This window comes from Cellulosimicrobium sp. GQ32, from assembly GCF_059758455.1.
Window position 1 is genome coordinate 841,402 of the sequence record NZ_JCAXEP010000001.1, and the last position, 19,241, is coordinate 860,642.

13 protein-coding genes are annotated in these 19,241 nt (G+C 76.3%); 2 read left to right on the forward strand and 11 right to left on the reverse strand.

Annotation, left to right across the window (positions count from 1 at the left end; all coding sequences use genetic code 11):
- Positions 1 to 2: 2 nt before the first annotated feature.
- From AC6CH9_RS03585 to AC6CH9_RS03610, 6 genes are read right to left on the reverse strand one after another with little or no spacing between them, the layout of a single operon-like run.
- Entirely contained in the window at positions 3 to 1,178 is a 1,176-nt protein-coding gene (locus AC6CH9_RS03585) for an acyl-CoA dehydrogenase family protein (protein ID WP_498153683.1), read from the reverse strand.
- Positions 1,175 to 3,754 (reverse strand): acetyl/propionyl/methylcrotonyl-CoA carboxylase subunit alpha, encoded by a 2,580-nt coding sequence (locus AC6CH9_RS03590; protein WP_498153684.1) that lies wholly within the window; start codon positions 3,752 to 3,754, stop codon positions 1,175 to 1,177. Before AC6CH9_RS03590 ends, AC6CH9_RS03585 begins: the two co-directional genes overlap by 4 nt.
- Positions 3,755 to 3,758: 4 nt before the next feature.
- Positions 3,759 to 5,423 carry a carboxyl transferase domain-containing protein gene (locus AC6CH9_RS03595; protein ID WP_498153685.1) on the reverse strand — a complete coding sequence of 555 codons (1,665 nt, stop codon included), beginning with the start codon at positions 5,421 to 5,423 and terminating at the stop codon, positions 3,759 to 3,761.
- Positions 5,420 to 7,159, reverse strand: a complete 1,740-nt coding sequence (locus AC6CH9_RS03600) for a dihydrolipoamide acetyltransferase family protein (RefSeq protein WP_498153686.1) — start codon at positions 7,157 to 7,159, stop codon at positions 5,420 to 5,422. The genes AC6CH9_RS03595 and AC6CH9_RS03600 overlap by 4 nt, the downstream gene beginning before the upstream one ends.
- The gene (locus AC6CH9_RS03605) at positions 7,156 to 8,232 is read right to left on the reverse strand and encodes an alpha-ketoacid dehydrogenase subunit beta (RefSeq protein WP_498153687.1); all 1,077 of its coding nucleotides are present in this window, start codon (positions 8,230 to 8,232) and stop codon (positions 7,156 to 7,158) included. Before AC6CH9_RS03605 ends, AC6CH9_RS03600 begins: the two co-directional genes overlap by 4 nt.
- Entirely contained in the window at positions 8,229 to 9,647 is a 1,419-nt protein-coding gene (locus tag AC6CH9_RS03610) for a thiamine pyrophosphate-dependent dehydrogenase E1 component subunit alpha (protein ID WP_498153688.1), read from the reverse strand. The genes AC6CH9_RS03605 and AC6CH9_RS03610 overlap by 4 nt, the downstream gene beginning before the upstream one ends.
- A gap of 142 nt (positions 9,648 to 9,789) precedes the next feature.
- Here AC6CH9_RS03610 and AC6CH9_RS03615 point away from each other — a divergent pair, with 142 nt between their 5' ends.
- Entirely contained in the window at positions 9,790 to 10,263 is a 474-nt protein-coding gene (locus tag AC6CH9_RS03615) for an Lrp/AsnC family transcriptional regulator (RefSeq protein ID WP_498153689.1), read from the forward strand.
- A gap of 111 nt (positions 10,264 to 10,374) precedes the next feature.
- Here AC6CH9_RS03615 and AC6CH9_RS03620 read toward each other — a convergent pair whose 3' ends face one another.
- The 5 genes from AC6CH9_RS03620 to rpmF form a co-directional block, all read right to left on the reverse strand.
- A complete protein-coding gene (locus AC6CH9_RS03620; RefSeq protein ID WP_498153690.1) occupies positions 10,375 to 14,550 on the reverse strand; it encodes an SCO7613 C-terminal domain-containing membrane protein in 4,176 nt (1,391 codons plus the stop codon).
- 111 nt (positions 14,551 to 14,661) lie between these two features.
- Positions 14,662 to 15,570: a ketopantoate reductase family protein gene (locus tag AC6CH9_RS03625; RefSeq protein ID WP_498153691.1), complete on the reverse strand. Its 909-nt coding sequence runs from the start codon at positions 15,568 to 15,570 to the stop codon at positions 14,662 to 14,664.
- Positions 15,571 to 15,626: 56 nt separating this feature from the next.
- A complete protein-coding gene (locus tag AC6CH9_RS03630) occupies positions 15,627 to 16,916 on the reverse strand; it encodes a YibE/F family protein (RefSeq protein ID WP_498153692.1) in 1,290 nt (429 codons plus the stop codon).
- Positions 16,917 to 16,971: 55 nt separating this feature from the next.
- A complete protein-coding gene (gene aspS / locus AC6CH9_RS03635; RefSeq protein ID WP_498153693.1) occupies positions 16,972 to 18,282 on the reverse strand; it encodes an aspartate--tRNA(Asn) ligase in 1,311 nt (436 codons plus the stop codon).
- 231 nt (positions 18,283 to 18,513) lie between these two features.
- Positions 18,514 to 18,684, reverse strand: coding sequence for a 50S ribosomal protein L32 (gene rpmF / locus AC6CH9_RS03640; RefSeq protein WP_154797174.1), 171 nt, complete (start codon positions 18,682 to 18,684; stop codon positions 18,514 to 18,516).
- A 177-nt stretch (positions 18,685 to 18,861) separates the two neighbouring features.
- Between rpmF and AC6CH9_RS03645 the strand changes: the two genes are divergently transcribed.
- Positions 18,862 to 19,233 (forward strand): hypothetical protein, encoded by a 372-nt coding sequence (locus tag AC6CH9_RS03645; protein WP_074804764.1) that lies wholly within the window; start codon positions 18,862 to 18,864, stop codon positions 19,231 to 19,233.
- The last annotated feature ends 8 nt before the right edge of the window (positions 19,234 to 19,241 follow it).

Consider the following 19,241-nt stretch of genomic DNA (forward strand, 5'->3'; position numbering starts at 1 on the left):
TGTCACGCTTCCAAGCCCAGGCTCCTCGCGATGATCATCAGCTGCACCTCGGTCGTGCCCTCGCCGACCTCGAGGACCTTGGCGTCGCGGTAGTGCCGTGCGACGGGGTTCTCGTTGAGGAAGCCGTAGCCGCCGAAGATCTGCGACGCGTCGCGCGCGTTCGCCATCGCGGCCTCACCGCCCACGAGCTTCGCGACCGACGCCTCCGCCTTGAACGGCTTGCCCGCGACGAGCTTGTGCGCGGCATCGAGCCATGCGAGCCGGGCCGTGTGGACGCGGGCCTGCATGCGCGCGAGCGTGAACGCGACGTGCTGGTTCTCTCCGATCGACCGCCCGAACACGACCCGTTCCTTCGCGTACCGCAGCGCCTCCTCGAGGCAGCCCTGCGCGGCGCCGGTCGCGAGCGCGGCGAAGGCGATGCGCCCCTCGTCGAGCGCGCGCAGGAAGTTCGCGTAGCCGCGGCCGCGCTCGCCGAGCAGGTTCCCGGCGGGCACGCGGACATCGGTCAGCGTGAGGGGGTGCGTGTCGGACGTGTGCCACCCGACCTTGTCGTACGACGGCCCCACCTCGAGCCCGGGTGTCCCTGCAGGGACGATGATGCTCGACAGCTCCTTGCGCACCTCGCCGTCCGGGCTGACGTGCTCGCCCGTGACGGCGGTGATCGTCACGAGGCTCGTGATCGGTGTTCCCGAGTTGGTGATGAACTGCTTGGAGCCGTCGATCACCCACTCGTCGTCGTCGAGCCGCGCGGTGGTGCGCGTGCCGCCCGCGTCGGAGCCGGCGTCGGCCTCCGTGAGCCCGAACGCCGCGAGCACCCTGCCGGCGAGCAGGTCCGGCAGCCAGCGCTCCTGCTGCTCGCGCGACCCGTGCCGGTAGATCGGCACGATCCCCAGCCCGACCCCGGCCTCGAGCGTCACCGCGATGGACTGGTCGACGCGCGCGAGCGCCTCCACGGCGAGGCACAGCGACACGTAGTCCTTGCCCTGCCCACCGATCTCGCGCGGGAACGGCAGGCCGAACAGCCCCAGCTCCCCCATCTGCGCGATGATCTCCATCGGCAGGCGGCGTTCCGTGTCGTAGCGGTAGGCGGCGGGCGCGACGACGCTGTCCGCGAAGTCGCGCACCACCTGGCTGAGCTTGCGCTGCTCGTCGTCGAGCAGGACGTCGGCCTCGATCATGATGCTCCCTGGGTGTCGGGTTGCGGGACCGGGGCGGCGGGTTGTGCCGCGCCGGAGTCGTGGGGGTGGACGACGGCGACCACCTGGTCCCGGCGCACGAGGTCGCCGGGGCGCACGCGCACGTCGGCGACACCGTCATGCGGGGCGAGGAGCGGGTGCTCCATCTTCATGGCCTCGACCGTGACGAGGACGTCCCCGGCGGTGACGGGATCGCCGTCCGCGACCGCGGTCACGACCGTGCCGGGCATCGCGGCGCGCACCTCGGGGTCCGCCGTTCCGGGCGCGTCCCCCCTGGCCCGACGCCGCTCGTCCCGCGCCCGAGCGGCGCGCTGCTCCCGGTCCGGGGCGGCCAGGGCGACGGTCCGCCCGTCGCGCCACACCCACACCGTCGCGGGCTCACCGCCAGCGGACGGTACGTCGAGCGCGAGCCGCACCCGCTCCCGGACGCCGTCCACGGTGAGCCACCACGCGCCGTCGGCCCCGTGGTCGCGCTCGAGCGCCGCCCGCACCAGGTGCGATGGTGCACCCGCGGACTCCCACGCGTCGTCGTGCCGTGCAGGGACATGCACGACGACGTCCCCCGCCACCCCGGAGACCCGCACCTCGTGCGCTCCCCCGGCGGCACCGACGAGCACGACCCGCCGCGCGGCAGCGGGACCGTTGAGCCGCCACCCGTCGCGCACCCGCCACGGGTCGTCGTCACCGGCTCCCCCCGCCCCGCCGACCCCGGTGTCGTCGCGCGAACCGTCAGCGAACCTGTCGACGACCCCAGGTTCGGCAGCACCCGAGATGGCGACGAACAACGCCGCAGCCACGAGATCGACCCGCGCGACGCCGTCGGCCGAGGAGCCGACCTCCGAGGTGACCGGACGAGGGATATGCGCGCCGTCGTGGCCGGAAGGCGAGCCGACCTCCGAGGTGACCGGACGAGGGATATGCGCACCGTCGTGGCCGGAAGGCGAACCGACCTCCGAGGTGAGGGGGCGGGGGGTATACGCACCCTCGTGCTCGGCGGTCGAGCCGACCTCCGAGGTGAGGGGGCGGGGGGTGTGCGCGCCGTCGTGGCTGGGTCTGGCGGGAGCGCCCGAGGAACGAGGGCGCGGATGGTAGACGGCGCGCGCACCCCCCGGCCCCTCGCCGGACCCGGCCACAGACCCCGAACCTGACCCAGACCCAGACCCCGACGCCACGAGCCGGTCGATCAGCCCCGTGTCGAGCCGCCCCGCCCGCACGTCACCGTCCGCCAGCAGAGACCGCAGGAACGCCGTGTTCGTCTCGACCCCCAGCACGACCGTCCGCGCGAGCAGCCCGTCGAGCCGGTCCACGGCAACCTCGCGCGTCGATCCCCACGCGACGGCCTTCGCGAGCATGGGGTCGTAGTGCCCACCCACCACGGCGCCGGCGGAGATCCCGGAGTCGAGGCGCAGCGGCGCGGCGTCGGGCCCGGAGGGGACCCCGCCGTCGTCGTGAACGAGGACGTTCCCGGTCGCGGGAAGGAACCCGCGCTCGGGCGACTCGGCGTAGAGACGCGCCTCGACGGCGTGGCCGCGGAGCACGACGTCGTCCTGCGCGATCCCGAGCGGCGCGCCGGACGCGACGCGGAGCTGGAGCTCGACCAGGTCGAGGCCGGTGATCATCTCGGTGACGGGGTGCTCGACCTGGAGGCGCGTGTTCATCTCGATGAAGAAGAACTCGTCGGGGCTCCCGGCGGGGACGAGGAACTCGACCGTCCCGGCGCCGACGTAGCCGACCGACCGCGCGACCTCGCACGCGGCCTCGCCCATCCGGGCGCGCTGGGCGGGAGTGAGGAGCGGTGACGGCGCTTCCTCGACGACCTTCTGGTGCCGGCGCTGGAGCGAGCACTCGCGCTCGCCGAGGTGGACCACGGTCCCGTGCGTGTCGGCCAGCACCTGCACCTCGATGTGGCGCGGCGCCTCGACGAGCCGCTCGAGCAGGAGCGTGTCGTCGCCGAACGACGACGCGGCGACCCGGCGCGCGGACGCGAGCGCGCCCGGCAGGTCGGCCTCGGCGCGCACGACGACCATGCCCTTGCCCCCGCCCCCGGCGGACGGCTTGACGAGCAGCGGGTAACCGACGGCGCCCGCGGCGGCGACCAGGTCGTCGTCGGACATCCCGGGCTCACCCGCTCCCGGCACGACCGGCACGCCCCGCGCTCCGACGATGCGCTTGGCCGCGAGCTTGTCAGCCATCGCCTCGAGCGCATCCACCCCCGGCCCGACGAACGCGATCCCGGCGCGCTCGCACGCGCGGGCGAGCGCCGGGTTCTCGGAGAGGAAGCCGTAGCCCGGGTGGACCGCCTCGGCGCCGGTCGCGACGGCCGCCGCCACGACGGCGTCGACGTCCAGGTAGCTCTGGGCGGCGGGCGCGGGACCGAGCCGGACCGCGACGTCGGCCTCGCGCACGTGGCGTGCACCGGCGTCGGCGTCGGAGTAGACGGCGACGGACCGCACGCCGAGGCGTCGCAGCGTCCCGATCACGCGGCACGCGATCTCGCCGCGGTTGGCGACGAGGACCGTGCGGAAGCAGGTCGCGTCGTGGGGGGTGTCGGAGGTCATCGGCTCACATCCGGAAGAGGCCGAACCGGTCACCGGTCCAGGTCTCGGCGAGGGGCGTGCGCGCGCACACGCCGAGGGCGAGGCCGAGCACGCGGCGCGTGTCGGCGGGGTCGATCACGCCGTCGTCCCACAGGCGCGCGGTCGCGTAGTAGGGGCTGCCGTGCTCGTCGTAGTCGGCGCGGATGCCGGCGGAGAACGCGGCCTCCTCGTCGGGGTCCCACCTCTCGCCGCGCGCGGCGAGCTGGTCGCGCTTGACGGTCGAGAGCACGGACGCGGCCTGCGGACCGCCCATGACGGAGATGCGGCTCGCGGGCCACGACCACAGGAACCGCGGCGAGTACGCGCGCCCGCACATCGAGTAGTTGCCCGCGCCGAACGACCCGCCGACGATCACGGTGAGCTTGGGGACGCGCGTCGTCGCGACGGCCGTGACCATCTTGGCGCCGTCCTTCGCGATCCCGCCGGCCTCGGCGTCGGTGCCGACCATGAACCCGGAGATGTTCTGGAGGAACAGCAGCGGGATCCCCCGCTGGTCGCACAGCTCGATGAAGTGCGCCCCCTTGAGCGCCGACGCCCCGAACAGCACGCCCTGGTTCGCGAGGATGCCCACCGGATGCCCGTGGATCCGCGCGAACCCGGTGACGAGCGTGTCGCCGTACTCGCGCTTGAACTCGGCGAACCGGCTGCCGTCGACGACCCGCGCGATGATCTCGCGCGGGTCGTACGGAGCTTGTACATCGGTCGGGACGGCGCTGTACAAACCTTCGCCGGACCGGCCTGCCGTTTCCTGCCCAGGCGCGCGGGCGTCGTCGTGCCCGACGGCGGGCGGCAGGCTCGCCGCGACGTCCCACACGGGTGCGGGGTCGGGCGGGAGCGTCGCGACGATGCGGCGCACGGTGTCGAGCGCGTCCTCGTCGTCGTCGGCCAGGTGGTCGACGACGCCGCTGCGGCGCGCGTGCAGCTCGCCGCCGCCGAGCTCCTCGGCCGTGACGACCTCCCCGATCGCCGCCTTCACGAGCGGCGGCCCGCCGAGGAAGATCGTGCCCTGCCCGCGCACGATGACCGTCTCGTCGCTCATCGCGGGCACGTAGGCGCCGCCCGCCGTGCACGACCCGAGCACCGCGGAGATCTGCGGGATCCCCGCCGCCGAGAGGCGCGCCTGGTGGTAGAAGATCCGGCCGAAGTGGTCGCGGTCCGGGAACACCTCGGCCTGCCGCGGCAGGAACGCGCCGCCCGAGTCGACGAGGTAGACGCACGGCAGGCGGTTCTCGAGCGCGATCTCCTGCGCCCGCAGGTGCTTCTTCACCGTGAGCGGGTGGTACGTGCCGCCCTTCACGGTCGCGTCGTTGCACACGACCATGACCTGCCGCCCGCTCACCACCCCGATCCCGGCGACGACCCCCGCGGCCGGCCACGCGCCGTCGTCCACGCCGTACCCGGCGAGCGGCGCGATCTCCAGGAACGGGCTGCCCTCGTCGAGCAGGCGGTCGACGCGGTCGCGGGGCAGCAGCTTGCCGCGCGCGACGTGCCGGTCGCGCGCCGACGCCGGCCCCCCGCGCGCGACGTCCGCCGTGCGCTCGCGCAGCTCGTCGGCGAGCGCCCGCTGCGCGGCGTCGTTCGCCCGGGCCGCGTCCGACCCGGGCTGGACGGCGCTCGTCAGGGCGGTCATCCGGTCACCCCTCCCTGCCGAACCCGGGCCTGCGCGTCACGTCCGGGTTCGGGTGACGCGGAACCCCCGGTTCGACCGGACGGCGGACCGCCGCGGGTGGCCAGAACGCCGCGGGTGGCGGAGCCGCCCGCGAGGAGCGCGAGCGCCGGGTCCTCGAGCAGCGCGCCGAGGTCCGCGAGGAAGCGCGCGCCCTGCTCGCCGTCGACCACGCGGTGGTCGAACGACAGGCTCAGGGTGACGACGTCGCGCAGCGCGACCTCGCCGTCGTGCTCCCAGGGCCGACGACGCACCGCCCCCAGGCCGAGGATCGCCGCCTCGCCCGGCACGAGGATCGGCGTCCCCGCGTCGACGCCGAACACCCCGACGTTGGTGATGGAGATCGTCCCGCCGGTGAGGCGCTCGGGCGTCGTCCGGCCGTCGCGCGCCGTGACCGTGAGGTCGGTGAGCGCGGCCGCGAGGTCGGGCAGGTCGAGGTCCTGCGCGTCGGGCACGTGCGGCACGACCAGCCCCCGGTCCGTCGCGACCGCGATGCCCAGGTGCACGCGGCGGTGCCGCACGATCTCCGCGGAGCCGTCCGGGAGGTCGTGCCACGCGCTGTTGAGCGCAGGGTGACGTGGCAGCGCGAGGCACAGCGCACGGGCCGCGAGCGCCAGCACGGTGATCCGCGCGCCGCGCGCGAGGCGGTGCGTGCGCAGCCGCTCCAGGAGCTCGACGCTGCGCGTCACGTCGACCGTGAGGAACACCGTCGCGTGCGGCGCGGTGAACGCGCTCGACACCATCGCCGCCGCGGTGTGCTTGCGCACCCCGCGCACCGGCACGACCTCGGGCTCGAGCCGGGCCCGCGCGTCGATGCCCGCGCTGCCGCCGCCGGTCGGCGAGGAGGGGGACGTGGCCCCCGGATCGGTGCCCGTGAAGGCCGTGTCTCGTGTCTCGGCCGTGGGAGTCACCGGAGCGGCCGTCGTCCCGACCGGATCGGGGTGGGCGCCGTGCGCGTCGCGCGGCTGCCGGACGACGTCGCGGTGGCAGCTCACCGCCGCGAGGACGTCCTCGCGCGTGATGAGGCCGTCCGCGCCCGAACCTTCCACGCGGTCGATGCGCACGCCGAGCTTCTTCGCGAGCGCCCGCACCGGCGGGGTCGACCGCGGCCGCTCGCCACGGACGGTGCGACCACGAGCGCCGGTCGACGTCGCCGCGTCGAACCCGGTGTTGCTGGTCGTGGGCTCGCTGCCGAGCTCGGGGTTTGCGGCCACTGCGGGCGCGTCGTGGCGCGGAACCCCAGGTTCGGCACCGCCTGCGGACCGGCGGGGCCGACGCGTGGGGCGTCCGACGCGGTCCGGGCGAGCACCGTACCCGACGAGGTTCGGCTCGGGCTCGTCCGCGACACCGGGCTCTCCGGGGACCCGCTCGTCGCCGAGCCCGGGGTTCGACGCAACCGTGGGCTCCGGCTGCCCCGCGACCCCGGGTTCGGCGCTCGGCGGGGCGGGGGTGTCGTCGTCGATCTCGAACGTCACCAAGGGGTCGCCGACCGTGACGGTCTGGCCCTCCTCCGCGTGCAGCGACGCGATGACGCCGGCGTACGGGGACGGGAGGTCGACGAGGGCCTTGGCGGTCTCGACCTCGGCGATGACCTGGTTGAGCTCGACGTGGTCGCCCGCGTGGACGTGCCAGCTCACGATGTCGGACTCGGTGAGGCCCTCCCCGAGGTCGGGGAGGCGGAACTCGCGCATCGTCATCATCGGGCCACCGCCTCGGCGGTGCGGACCGTCCCGGCGTGGCTGCCGACCACGCCGGGCGAACCGGCGTCGGGCACCACGCGCGGCACGAACGGCTCGACCCGCCCCAGCACTCGGTCGACGCCGTCGAGGATGCGGTCGAGGTCCGGCAGGTAGTGGCCCTCGAGCTTGGCGGGCGGGTACGGCATGCCGTGGCCCGTGACGCGCACGGGCGCGGCCTCGAGGTACTCGAAGCAGCGGTCGGTCACGGTCGCGGCGATCTCCGCGCCGAGCCCGGCCTGCCGCGGCGCCTCGTGCGTCACGACGACGCGCCCCGTCTTGCGGACCGACGCCGCGACGGTGTCGTGGTCGATCGGCGAGAGCGACCGCAGGTCGATCACCTCGACGGACACACCGTCGTCGGACGCGGCGACGGCAGCGTCGAGCGCGGTCCCGACGAGGCCGCCCCACGTGACGAGGGTGACGTCGTGGCCCTCGCGCACGACGCGGGCCCGGTCCATCGGCAGCGGGTCGACGGGATCGAGGTCGACCTCACCCTTGAGGTGGTACCGGCGCTTGGGCTCGAAGAAGATCACGGGGTCGTCGCACGCGACCGCCTGGCGCAGCACGGTGTACGCGTCCTGGGGGTTCGCGACCGACACCACGCGCAGCCCGGCCGTGTGCGCGAACAGCGCCTCGGGCGACTCGGAGTGGTGCTCGGCCGCACCGATCCCGCCGCCGACGGGGATGCGGATCGTGATGGGCAGGCGCACCTTCCCGCCGGTGCGCGCGTGCATCTTGGCGAGCTGCGACAGGATCTGGTCGAACGCGACGAACACGAAGCCGTCGAACTGGATCTCGCACACCGGCCGGTACCCGCGGTACGCGAGCCCGACGGCCGTCCCGATGATCCCGGACTCCGCGAGCGGGGTGTCGAGCACGCGCCGCGGCCCGAACTCCGCCTGGAGCCCGTCCGTCACGCGGTAGACGCCGCCGAGGCGGCCGACGTCCTCGCCCATGACGACCACGCGGTCGTCGTCGGTCATCGCGCGGTGCAGGCCGGCGCCGAGCGCCTTCGCGACGGTGAGGGTGCTCATCGCGCCACCCCCGTCGCGGTCGTCCCGGTGCCCGACGCCGCCCGGTCGCCCGTGGCGCGCGGCCCACCGGCGCCGTCGTCCCCGGCCGTGGCGTCGTCGTCGCCGAACCCGGCGAGGTAGTGCGCGTACTCCGCGCGCTCGCGCTCGAGCGCGTGGTGCGGCTCGGCGTAGACGTGGTCGAAGAGCGAGAGCGGCGGCGGGTCGGTGAGCGCGACGCACCCGGCGCGCAGCTCGGCCGCCGCGGCGTCGGCGACGCCCCGCACCCGGGCCGCCTCCGCGTCGTCGAGCACTCCGACGGAGCGCAGGTACGCCTCGAACCGCGCGAGCGGGTCGCGCCCGGTCCACTCCTCGACCTCGGCCGCGTCGCGGTACCGCTTGGGGTCGTCGGCCGTGGTGTGCGGGCCCATGCGGTAGGTGACGGCCTCGATGAGCGTCGGGCCGCCGTCGTGGCGTGCGCGGTCGAGCGCCGCGCGCGTCACGGCGAGCACGGCGAGCACGTCGTTGCCGTCCACCCTAACGCCGGGCAGGCCGAACCCGCGGGCGCGCTCGGCGAGCGGGACGCGCGACTGGAGCGCGACCGGCTCGGAGATGGCCCACTGGTTGTTCTGGCAGAAGAAGACGACCGGCGAGCGGTACGTGGACGCGAAGACGAACGCCTCGTTCACGTCGCCCTGGCTCATCGCGCCGTCGCCGAAGTACGCGACGCCCACCGGCAGCCCGGCGGACGCGTCGACCCGGCCGGCGTCGACGTCGTTCTGCACGCCCATCGCCCAGCCCGTCGCGTGGAGCGTCTGCGCACCGATGATGACCTGCGGCGACGCCATCCCGATCGCGTACGGGTCCCACCCGGAGACCGCGACGCCGCGCCACACGCGCACGAGGTCCACGAGCTCGGCGCCCCGCACGCGCGCGACCGCGTGCTCGCGGTAGGAGGAGAAGACGAAGTCGTCGTCGCGCAGCGCGCGCGCCGAGCCGACCTGGGCGGCCTCCTGGCCGAGCAGCGGGGGCCACAGCGCGAGCTCGCCCTGACGCTGGAGGGCCGTCGCCTCGGCGTCGATGCGCCGCGCCACGACCATGTCCTCGAGGAGTCGCAGGAGCGTCGCCCGGGCGGTCTCGCGCGCGGCGTCGTCGTGCGCCGCGGGGTCGAGGTCGGCGAGCCACCGGTCGAGCTCGGGGTCCGCGAGGCGTGTGCCGTCCTCGGTCAGCACGCGCAGGGTCGGCGTCGACGCGCCGTCCCCCGGATCCTGCCGCGGCAGGTCCGCGCGCACGTCGGCACGCCCGTCCTTGCGCACGTCGTGCGCCACGTTCTTCCGGTCTGCTCGTGCGTCGCGCGGGGTTGCCGCCCGGTGACCGTTCTGCGCCTTCGGCGGGGTCGCCGCCGTCGGTCCGGTCCGCACCGCAGGTTCGCTGGGCATCGTCGCCACCTCACCTCGGGGAGCCGGTCCTCTCCGTCGAGGACCGAGGTAGGGCGAACGTAACCCCTGCCGCGCACATGGCTCCACCGACGTCCGACACGCTGTGCACTGTGACCGCCGTCACTCGGTTAGGGTGAGCACCATGCACAGCGCCGACGCTGTCGACCTCGACCTCCTGCTCGCCCTCGCCGACGACCCGCGGGCGACGATCGTCGCGCTCGCCGACCGCCTCCGGCTCTCGCGCAACACCGTGGCGGCGCGCCTCGCCCGGCTCGAGGCCGAGGGCGCGTTCCTCGAGCTCGACCGGCGCATCGACCCGCACGTGCTCGGGCACCCGCTCACGGCGTTCGTCGAGGTCCAGGTACGCCAGAAGGAGCTCGCCCGGATCGTCGACGACGTGGCGCGCATCCCCGAGGTCGTGCAGGCGTTCGGGCGCAGCGGGACGGCCGACCTGCGCGTCACCGTCGCGTGCCGCGACACCGACCACCTGTTCCGCATCGACGCCGCGATCCTCGCGATCGACGGCGTCGAGCGCACGGAGACCTCGCTGTCGATGGGCGAGCTCATCCCCTACCGCCTGCGCCCCCTCATCGAGCAGCAGCGCCGCAGCGTCTGACGCGGCGCCCCGCGTCGAGGAACGACTCGGTTCGCCGCCGGGCACGACCGTCGCCCCGCTGTCGAGCCGACGACGACGGCCGGGCCGTGCGGACCCTGGGCGTGGGCGGTGTCAGCGCAGGTCGCGCACGTAGGCCGCGGCGCCGTCGTACGCGGCGATCCGGCGCTCGTAGTACGTCGCGATGATGAGCAGCAGCCCGCCCGCCGCGGCGAGCGTGAGCATCCAGGGCCCCGCGGAGATGCGCGTGCCCAGCTGGGACACGAACACGACGAGGATCTCGACCGGCAGCACCGCGACGCCCAGCAGGAACGGCGCCGCGAGGTGCGTGCGCGTCCCGACGAGCACCGCGGCCAGCGCGAGCACGATGACCAGGACGGCGCGCCACGTGCGCGCGTCGGTGTACGTCGCGAGGACCGACGGGCCCAGCAGCGCGAGGAGGCCCGGGGCGAGCGTCCGCCACGACCCGACGAACCCGACGGGCCACCCGGCGACGGTCGGCGCCGTGCGCACCGGGGCTGCGCCCGGGGCCGGGGTGGTGTGGCCGCGACCCGGGCCGCCCGGACCGGCCACGGCACCGGGGTCGCCGCCCACCGCGCCGGGCACCGTCGCCGTGCCGGCCGCGAGCGCGAGGTACCCGGCGACGAGCAGGCCCGCGCCGAGCGGGAGCGAGAAGACCTCGACGCGCAGCTCGCGCGGCCACCACGCGCCGATCGCGGCGACGAGCGCGAGCGACCACGTGAACCAGGCGGGCGGGAGGTCGAGCCGGCCGCGGACCGCGCGCCGCACCCCGACCACGAGGAGCGCGAGCAGGGCCACCTCGACGATCCACACCGACGCGATGACGCCCCACACCGGCCGGACGTTGGCGACGGTCCCGATCACCACGAGGGCGGCGGCGGGCGCCACGGCCCAGCGCCGCGCGACGGCGGCGCCCCTGCCCCGCGGAGCCAGCCCGGCCCCGACGAGGCCCGCCCCGAGCGCGACCCCGCCCGCGGCGAGCGCCCAGGCGAACCCGAGCGCGAACACCGCGCCGCCGCCGTACGCGTGCGCCACGTGGAGCGACTCGACGGTCCCGCCGGTCGCGGCGAGCACCCCGGCGCCCGCGAGCCGCAGGGCCGCGGCGCGGCGCCACGCGCCCTCTCCCGCCCCGCGACCCAGCACGACCGCGGCGAGGACGGCCACGGCCCCGGCCGCGACGAGGAGCGGCGCGCGCACGTCGCCGGCCCCGGGTGCCGCGCCCAGGGCGAGCACGGCTGGCACGACGAGCAGCACCAGGCCGGCGCTCGCGAGCTCCCACCAGCGGCGCGACCGCCGGGCGAGCAGCGCCCCCGTGACGAGGGCGGCGAGCGCGGGCGGCGCGGTGTACGCCTCGACGAGGCCGACGTCCGCGGCGGCGAGCGCCGTCCACAGCGCGGCGGTCCCCAGGGCGGCGGCGAGCCACCACTCCGCGCGCCGGTCCCGGTCCCGCGCAGCGAGCCCCGCGCCGACGGCGAGCAGGAGCAGCACCGCGACCGCGACCGTGGGCCCGGCGGCAGGGCGCCCGAACGCGAGCCCGACGGCGATCGCCCCCGTGAGCGCGGCGCTCGCCTCCACGGCGACGCGCCCGGCGGCCAGGTGGATCCGGGCCGTGACCGGGCGGGCCGCGGCGAGCGCGGTCGCTACGAGGAGCGCGACGATCGGCAGCACGACGGGCGACCCGCTGCCCGGCAGGACGAGGGCGCCCGCGCTCACCACGGCGACGGCCGCCGTCGGCAGGACGAGCGCGGCGGCGAGGACGCGCAGCGCGGTGACCGACCCGGGGCGCCGCGAGCCGACGAGCACGACCTCCAGCGCGAGCATCGCGACGCACGCGGCGACGGACCACCAGCTGCGCTCGTCGACGACCGTGAGGACGCCGAGCCCGAACGGTACGGCGGTCACGCCGAGCACGGCCCACCACGAGTCCCGGTCGACGCGCGGGACGAGCGTCACCGCGAGCGCGGCGAGCGAGGCGACCCCGGAGACCACGCACAGGACGGCGACCGTTCCGGCCCCGCTCCACGCGAGGGTGACGCCCAGCACGAGGAGCGCGTACCCGTAGGCGGTGCCGACGAGCGGGGCGTGCAGGCCCCGGGGCACGGTGGCACGGGCCGCGAGCAGGAGCCCGCCGACAATCACCGCCCCGGCCGTCGCGGTCGGGCGCGTGACCCAGGACCCTGCCACGAGGAGCAGGACGGAGACGATCGTGCCGGCGACGGCGGCCGCGTACCAGACGCGCGCCTCGGCCCGTCCGACGGGGACGACGCCGTGCCGGACCGCCGCGCGCGGGCCCGGGAGCCGCCGGGCGGCCGGGCGCAGGGCACGACCGAGAGCGCGCCGGACCGCCCGGACGAGCGCGCCCGGCGCGGCGCCGCCCCCGGGCGCACCGGTCGCGACGGGGCGGGCGGTCGCGACGACGAGCAGCGCGGCGAGCAGCGCGAGCAGCGCGAGGGAGGTGACGCCCGCGAGCCGCGGGTCCAGCACGAGCGCGACGACGAGCGCGAGCAGCACCCACGGGCCGAGCGCGCGCCCGGTCCGCACGACCGGCGCGGCGCCCAGCCGGCGCGCCCCGGCGAGGCGCGGGAAGGTCACGGGGACCGCCGTGCGCAGCGAGAGCCGGGCGGCGACGAGGAGGACGACCAGCGCGGACAGCAGGCCGACGAGCGTCCCGTCGAGCAGCGCCGCACCGGGGGTGCCGCCGCGGACGCCCTCGCCCCACAGCCCGGCGGACAGGACGCCGACGCCGAGCGGCACGTCGTCGAGCGTCGCGGCGGTCCCGGCGGTGCCGGTCACGAGGACCTCGGCCGCGCGCACCCCCGCGACGGCCAGCGCGGGCCCCGCCCCGACGAGGGCGACGAGCGCGCCGCCGAGGAGCGCGTCCGACCGCCCGGCGGCCGGGACCGGCGAGCCGAGCGCCCCGGACACCACGCGCGGCGAGGTCAGCACGAGGACGAGGAGCCACGTGACGGCGGCGAGCGCGGGGACCAGGCCCAGCCATGCGACGTCGCCCCCGGTCCCGAGCAGCGCCCCCGCGAGGACGGCCGACGCACCGCCGACCGCGTACCAGCGCCGCTCGCGGGTTGCCACGCGCAGGAGCGTCGCCGCGAGCGCCGCGCCGAGCGCGACGAGGGCGGCTCCGGAGCCGGTCGGGAGGCCCGGTGGGGCGGCGACTGTGAGCCCGACGACCACGGCGAGGGGCACCGCGACCGTCCGCACGACGCCGAGCAGCGCCTGCTCGCCCCGCAGGGTGCTGCCCACCCGCGTGCCGGAGCGCGCCGCGACGGGCGCGGCGAGGGCCGTGAGGCACGCCGTCGCGAGGAGGGCGACCGCCCAGCCCCAGGGCGCCCCTGCGGCGGGCGCCGCGACGAGCGGGACGAGCGGCCCGAGGACGACGGCGCTCGTCACCCAGGCGCGGACCCGCGCCCGGTCCCCGACCACGCCGAGGCCCGCGACGACCGCGGCCAGCAGCGACGCGCGCGCCGCCGCGGCGCCGACGGCGCCGAGTCCCCACGCGCTGAGCGCGAGCTCGACGTCCACGACCGCGAGCACGACGGCGAGCGCCGCGACCGCCTCGGCGGACGAGCGCAGGCCGCGCGACCGCAGGAGCACTGCGGCCCCGACGGTGAGCACCGTGACGACCCCGGTCACGAGGGCGCGCAGGGCGAGGTCGTCGGCGAAGGTGAAGAAGACGAAGACCACCGTCGCGACGGCGAGGAGCCCCGCCCCCGCCCCGGCGAGGACCGGCTGGAGGCCTACGGAGCGCGACGGTGCCGCGCCCGGCACGACGACGCCGCGCGACCCCGCGGGGCCGGGCGGGACCTGGCCCGCCGTCCCGGCCGTCGCGGGCGACCCGGGCGCCGAGGGACGGGCGGGCGCCGGACGACGTGGCCCGAGCGCGGGCGCGGGCACCGGCGCGACGGCGGGCGGGCGCGGGCCCGCCTGACCGCGGCCGGTCGCGTCGAGCGGGCGCATCGCCCGCGGAGGGCCGGCGGGGACCGCGCGCGCGCCGGGCGGCACCGCGGCGGCCGTGCGGGCCGCCCACGCGGCGGCCGCGGGCTGGCTCGCACGCAGGGCGTCGAGCGCGACCTGGCGGCGCGAGAGCGCGTCGGCCGCGTCGCTCGACGCGGCGGCGACCTCGAACGCGAGCGGGCCGGTGAGGTCGAGCAGGCACCGGTCGCAACGGGACGACCGCAGCGTCGCGGCGCACGCCGGGCAGGAACGCGTCTCGGGCAGCCGCGCCAGCGCGACGTCGACCCACGGTTCTCTCATGACGGACATCCTGGCGAACCTGTGAGGCTCCTGGGGACGCGTCCACAGGGGGTCGCGTGTCGGTCCGGTGAAGGGTCCCGGCGGGCGCGGTCCCGGGGCGTCGTCCGGCCGTCAGCCGCCGAGGCCGGCGACGAGGGCGCGGGTGAGCGGCGCGTCCACGCCCGCGCGGTCGGCGGCCCGGACGATCGCACCGCCGATGGCGTCCACCTCGAGCGGCCGCCCGGCCTCGGCGTCGCGCAGCATCGACGACTTGGCCTCGGGCGCGAAGCGGTCGTAGAAGGCGAGCGTGCGCGTGGGGTCCGACGGCGCCCCGCTCGCCGCCGCGACCGCCGCGACCTCGCGCACGAGCGCCTCGAGCTCGGCGCGGTGCGTGGTCCGCACCTCGCCGATCGGGGCGCGGTGCGTCGTCGTGAGCAGGGCGAACGGTGCGAGGAAGCCGAGCTTGGCCCACATCAGCGCCGTCTCGTCGGGGTGGACCGTGGTCGAGATGCCGGCCCCGTCCAGGAGCGCGCGCACGGCCTCCACCCGCTCGGGCGGGACGCCGCCGGGTGCGAGGTCGACGTCGGTGAACGCGCTCGTGTGCTCGATCTCGCCCGGCGCGACGCGCGTCGACTCGACGCGGATCGTCGCGGGGAGCACGCGCTCGGCCCCGTACCGCGCGCGCAGCACGTCGAGGTGGTCGAGCCCGTTGAGGAACGGGACGACGACGCCGTCGCCGAGCACCTCGGGCGGGACGCGGTCGAGCGCCTCGTCGAGCGCCGTCTGCTTGACCGCCACGAGGACGACGTCGACCGGCCCGTCGAGCCGCGTGGCCGCCCGCGCGAGGACGTGGACCTCGCCCACCTGGCGGCTGCGCACGTGCACCCCGTGCTCGGTCAGGGCCGCCGCCGTGGCCTCCCCCGCGAGGAACGTCACGTCGGCCCCGGACCGCGCGAGCAGCGCGCCGACCAGCCCGCCGACCCCTCCCGGCCCCAGCACCGCCGCCCTTCGGCGGCTCCGGCCGCTCGTCGTCTCCGTCACCGTCGTCCTCCCGTCGTCCAGGTCGTCCCGCCCGGACGGGCGGGGACGCCCCGTCGTCACGCCGCGGGGACCTCGACCCTACCCACGGGGACGGACGCCACCGACGCGGTGCCGGGCACGGTGAGCGCTGCGATGGCCGTCGTGACGGGGATCGCGAGGACGAGGCCGATCGAGCCGACGAGCGTGCGCACGACCTCCTCCGCGATCTCGCCCGAGGTGAGGCTCGCGGCAAGGCCCTGGTCGGACAGGTAGACCGCCATGAGCAGCGGCAGCGCCGCGCCGACGTAGGCGAACGCGATCGTGTAGACGGTCGAGGCGATGTGGTCGCGCCCGATGCGCATCGCGCGAGCGAAGAGCTCGCGCCGGGTCGCGAGGGGCGCGACCGCCCGCAGCTCCCACACCGCCGACGCCTGGGTGATGGTCACGTCGTTGAGCACGCCCATGCCCGCGAGGACGATGCCGCACAGCACGACGCCCTGGATGTCGAGCGAGGGCGCGTACTGCGGGATCCACAGGGACTCCTCCGAGGTGAGCCCCGTGATGTTCGACGCGCCCGATCCCCACCACCCGAGCACCGCCGTGATGGCGAGCCCGACGAGCGTGCCGAGGAGCGCCGTCGACGTGCGAGCGGTGAACCCGTGCGCGACGTACAGCACGACGAACATGACGAGCGACGACGTCACGAGCGCGACGCCCAGCGCGTTCTGCCCCGTGAGCAGCGCGGGCAGCGTGAACCACGTGATGACGACGAACGCGCCCGCGAGCCCGGCGAGCGCGGCCAGGCCACGCCAGCGCGCGACGGCGAGCACCACCACGGCGTACGCGATCGCGAGGACCCCGATGGGCAGCCCGCGCTCGAAGTCCATGAACACGTACGGGCTCACGCCCGCCCCGACGGCTTCGGCGAGGTAGAGGACGCGGAGCCGGTCGCCCTCGTCGAACCCGTAGGCGACGTACTCGGGCGGCGCGCTGACCGTGATCGCGTCGCCGCCCACGTCCTCGCCGCCCGCGCGGGACCCCGCGTCGAGGCGGGCGGGGACCTCGCCCGTCTCCGGGTCGATCGGGCCGGTGACGGTGGCGCGCAGGACGGTGCTGCCCTCGGCCGCGACGGGGATGCGGTCCGGCACGTCGGCAGACGCGGGCCACAACGCGACCAGCCCGGCGAGCGTCGCGAGCAGCGCCGGGACGAGGAGCGCCGCGAGCGTGAGGCGCACGCGTCGCGTCGCCGGCGCCGCCGGCCCGTGCGCGTGGCCGTGCGGGTCGGCGCGCGACCGACCGGGCTGCTCGCGGCGCTCCCGGCGCCCCGGGACGGGGCCGGACGTCAGGTCGGGGCTCGGCTCGCTCACCCCAGGATGCTGCCACGGCGGGCCGACGGCGCGTGGTGGCACGCGCCGTCGGGCACTACGGGGTGAGGCGGTGGAGGTCCCGGGGGAAGAGCGCGACCTCACGGACGTTGGGCGCCTCCACGAGGCGGGCGACCCAGCGCTCGAGGCCGATGGCGAAGCCGCCGTGCGGGGGCATCCCGTGGGCGAACGCCTCGAGGTAGGTCGCGTACGGCTCGGCCGTCTCGCCCCGCGCCGCCAGCGCGGCGACGTAGTCCTCGTAGCGGTGCAGCCGCTGCCCGCCCGTCACCAGCTCCAGGCCGCGGAAGAGCAGGTCGAAGCTGTTGCTCCAGCGGGGGTCGTCAGGTTGCGGGTGCGTGTAGAAGGGCCGCTTCCGCATCGGGTAGCCCTCGACCGCGAGGAAGTCCGAGCCGTGGGTCGACCTCGCCCACGCGCCGAGGGCCCGCTCGTGCTCGGGGGCGAGGTCCGGCTCGTCCTCCGCCGCACCCACGAGGGCGAGCGCGTCACGGAAGTGGATCACGGGGATCTCGGACGGCACGACCGGCAGCGCCGGCCCGAGCCGCTCGACGGCGTCGCCCGCCCCGGCCCGGAGCGCCTCGACCATGCCGGCGAGCACGTCGCGCAGCACCGCCAGGACGTCCCGGTGGTCGCGCACGAAGCCGAGCTCGACGTCCAGGGAGACGTACTCCGCGAGGTGGCGTGCCGTGTCGTGGGGCTCCGCCCGGAAGACCGGCCCGACCTCGTACACGCGCTCGAACACGCCGACCAGCTGCTGCTTGAAGAACTGCGGGCTCTGGGCGAGGTAGGCGGTGCGACCGAAGTAGTCGACGGGGAACACGCTCGCGCCGGACTCCGTGGCGGACGCGACGAGCTTGGGGGTCTGGACCTCGGTGAAGCCTGCGGCGTCGAGCGTGGCACGGAACCCGCGCAGGCTCGCGGCGGCGAGCTCCCAGCGGGCCCGCCGGGCCGGGTGCCGCCACGTCACGGCCGCGTGGTCCAGGAGCGTGGGCAGCGCGACGTCGAGCTCGGGGCGCCACAGCTCGACCGGCGGGCGCGTCGCGGGCGCGCCGAGCAGCGTGATCGTCGGCGCGGTGATCTCGACGCCGCCGGGTGCCTGCGCGTTCGCCGTGGCCGTCCCCGTGACCTGGACGGCGGTCTCCTCCGGCGGCAGTCCCTCCGCGGGCACCTCGTGCGGACGCAGGACGACCTGGGCGAGTCCGGTGCGGTCGCGCAGGACCAGGAAGGACACGGTCGCCAGCTCGCGACGGCGGTGCACGTGCCCGCTCAAGGTCACCACGTGCCCGGGCGGTGCGGCGGCGACGTCGGCGGCCAGGGTGCGAGCGGGGGCGGACGGGGCGGGTGGTCTCATGACTCCTCCAGGGAAGGGCAGGCCCTGGAGGTGCGGGCGGGGGCTAGGTCGCGGTGCCACCACACCTTCGTCGACGTCTCGTCGACCTCTCGTCGGTACGCCGTCACGCGCGGGGAGCCGCCGCCGGTGTCGCCACCGGCCGAGGGTCGTCACGCCTCGCAGCCTCCGCGAACGACGATACCGACCGACCCGCGCGCCGACCACCGCATTGCGGTGGCCGGCGACCGGGTGTCACTCGGGCAGCGTCACGTAGCCGCGGCGCACGCCCGCGACGAGCCGGCGCGGGAGGGTGACCTCGCGCCCGTCGACGACGACGGTCACGAGCTCGGGCACCTGCGCCTTCCACTGCGAGCGGCGGGCGCGGGTGTTGGAGCGGGAGAGCTTGCGCTTGGGCACGGCCATGGGAGGTCCTTCCGGTGGGTGGTGCGCCCAGCCTAGCGGCACGTGAGAACGGTTCTCAAGACGATCGGGGAGGCGGCTCCGGACGGCGGTAGCATCCCGAGGGCCGTCCGCCCGTCCGGCGGCGACACAGCGGTCACACCCGTCCCAGCACGCCACCGAACGCAACGAGGAGCCACCATGGCCACGGTCGACTACTTCCTGTCCGGCGACCCCGAGGTCGCCAAGCAGCACCTGCACGCCGCGCTCCAGGAGCAGGGCTTCACCGTCACGACGCGCCCCACGGGCCAGTGGGCAGCCGAGCGCGGGAGCAAGCAGAAGACGTTCTGGCTCGGCGCGTTCGCCGGCAAGGCGCAGCACCTCGTGTTCACGGTCGACTTCATGCTCCACGGCGACCAGCTCGTGGCCCGCATCGACCGTCCGACGGGGCACGGCGCGATGGCCGGCGCCGTCGGCGTCGCGCGCTCGAACAAGGCGTTCGGCGAGGTCGACCAGGCGATCGGCACGCGCCTCACGCAGCACGGCATCCTCGCGAACGTCGTCCACGCCTGACCACCCCC

Excerpts from the sequence above, each read along its gene's own strand:
- aspS (WP_498153693.1), bottom strand. The coding sequence starts at position 18,282 with ATGAGACCACCCGCCCCGTCCGCCCCCGCTCGCACCCTGGCCGCCGAC.
- AC6CH9_RS03645 (WP_074804764.1), top strand. The coding sequence starts at position 18,862 with ATGGCCACGGTCGACTACTTCCTGTCCGGCGACCCCGAGGTCGCCAAG.
- AC6CH9_RS03615 (WP_498153689.1), top strand. The coding sequence starts at position 9,790 with ATGCACAGCGCCGACGCTGTCGACCTCGACCTCCTGCTCGCCCTCGCC.
- AC6CH9_RS03600 (WP_498153686.1), bottom strand. The coding sequence starts at position 7,159 with ATGATGACGATGCGCGAGTTCCGCCTCCCCGACCTCGGGGAGGGCCTC.
- rpmF (WP_154797174.1), bottom strand. The coding sequence starts at position 18,684 with ATGGCCGTGCCCAAGCGCAAGCTCTCCCGCTCCAACACCCGCGCCCGC.
- AC6CH9_RS03605 (WP_498153687.1), bottom strand. The coding sequence starts at position 8,232 with ATGAGCACCCTCACCGTCGCGAAGGCGCTCGGCGCCGGCCTGCACCGC.
- AC6CH9_RS03610 (WP_498153688.1), bottom strand. The coding sequence starts at position 9,647 with ATGCCCAGCGAACCTGCGGTGCGGACCGGACCGACGGCGGCGACCCCG.
- AC6CH9_RS03595 (WP_498153685.1), bottom strand. The coding sequence starts at position 5,423 with ATGACCGCCCTGACGAGCGCCGTCCAGCCCGGGTCGGACGCGGCCCGG.
- AC6CH9_RS03590 (WP_498153684.1), bottom strand. The coding sequence starts at position 3,754 with ATGACCTCCGACACCCCCCACGACGCGACCTGCTTCCGCACGGTCCTC.
- AC6CH9_RS03620 (WP_498153690.1), bottom strand. The coding sequence starts at position 14,550 with ATGAGAGAACCGTGGGTCGACGTCGCGCTGGCGCGGCTGCCCGAGACG.
- AC6CH9_RS03585 (WP_498153683.1), bottom strand. The coding sequence starts at position 1,178 with ATGATCGAGGCCGACGTCCTGCTCGACGACGAGCAGCGCAAGCTCAGC.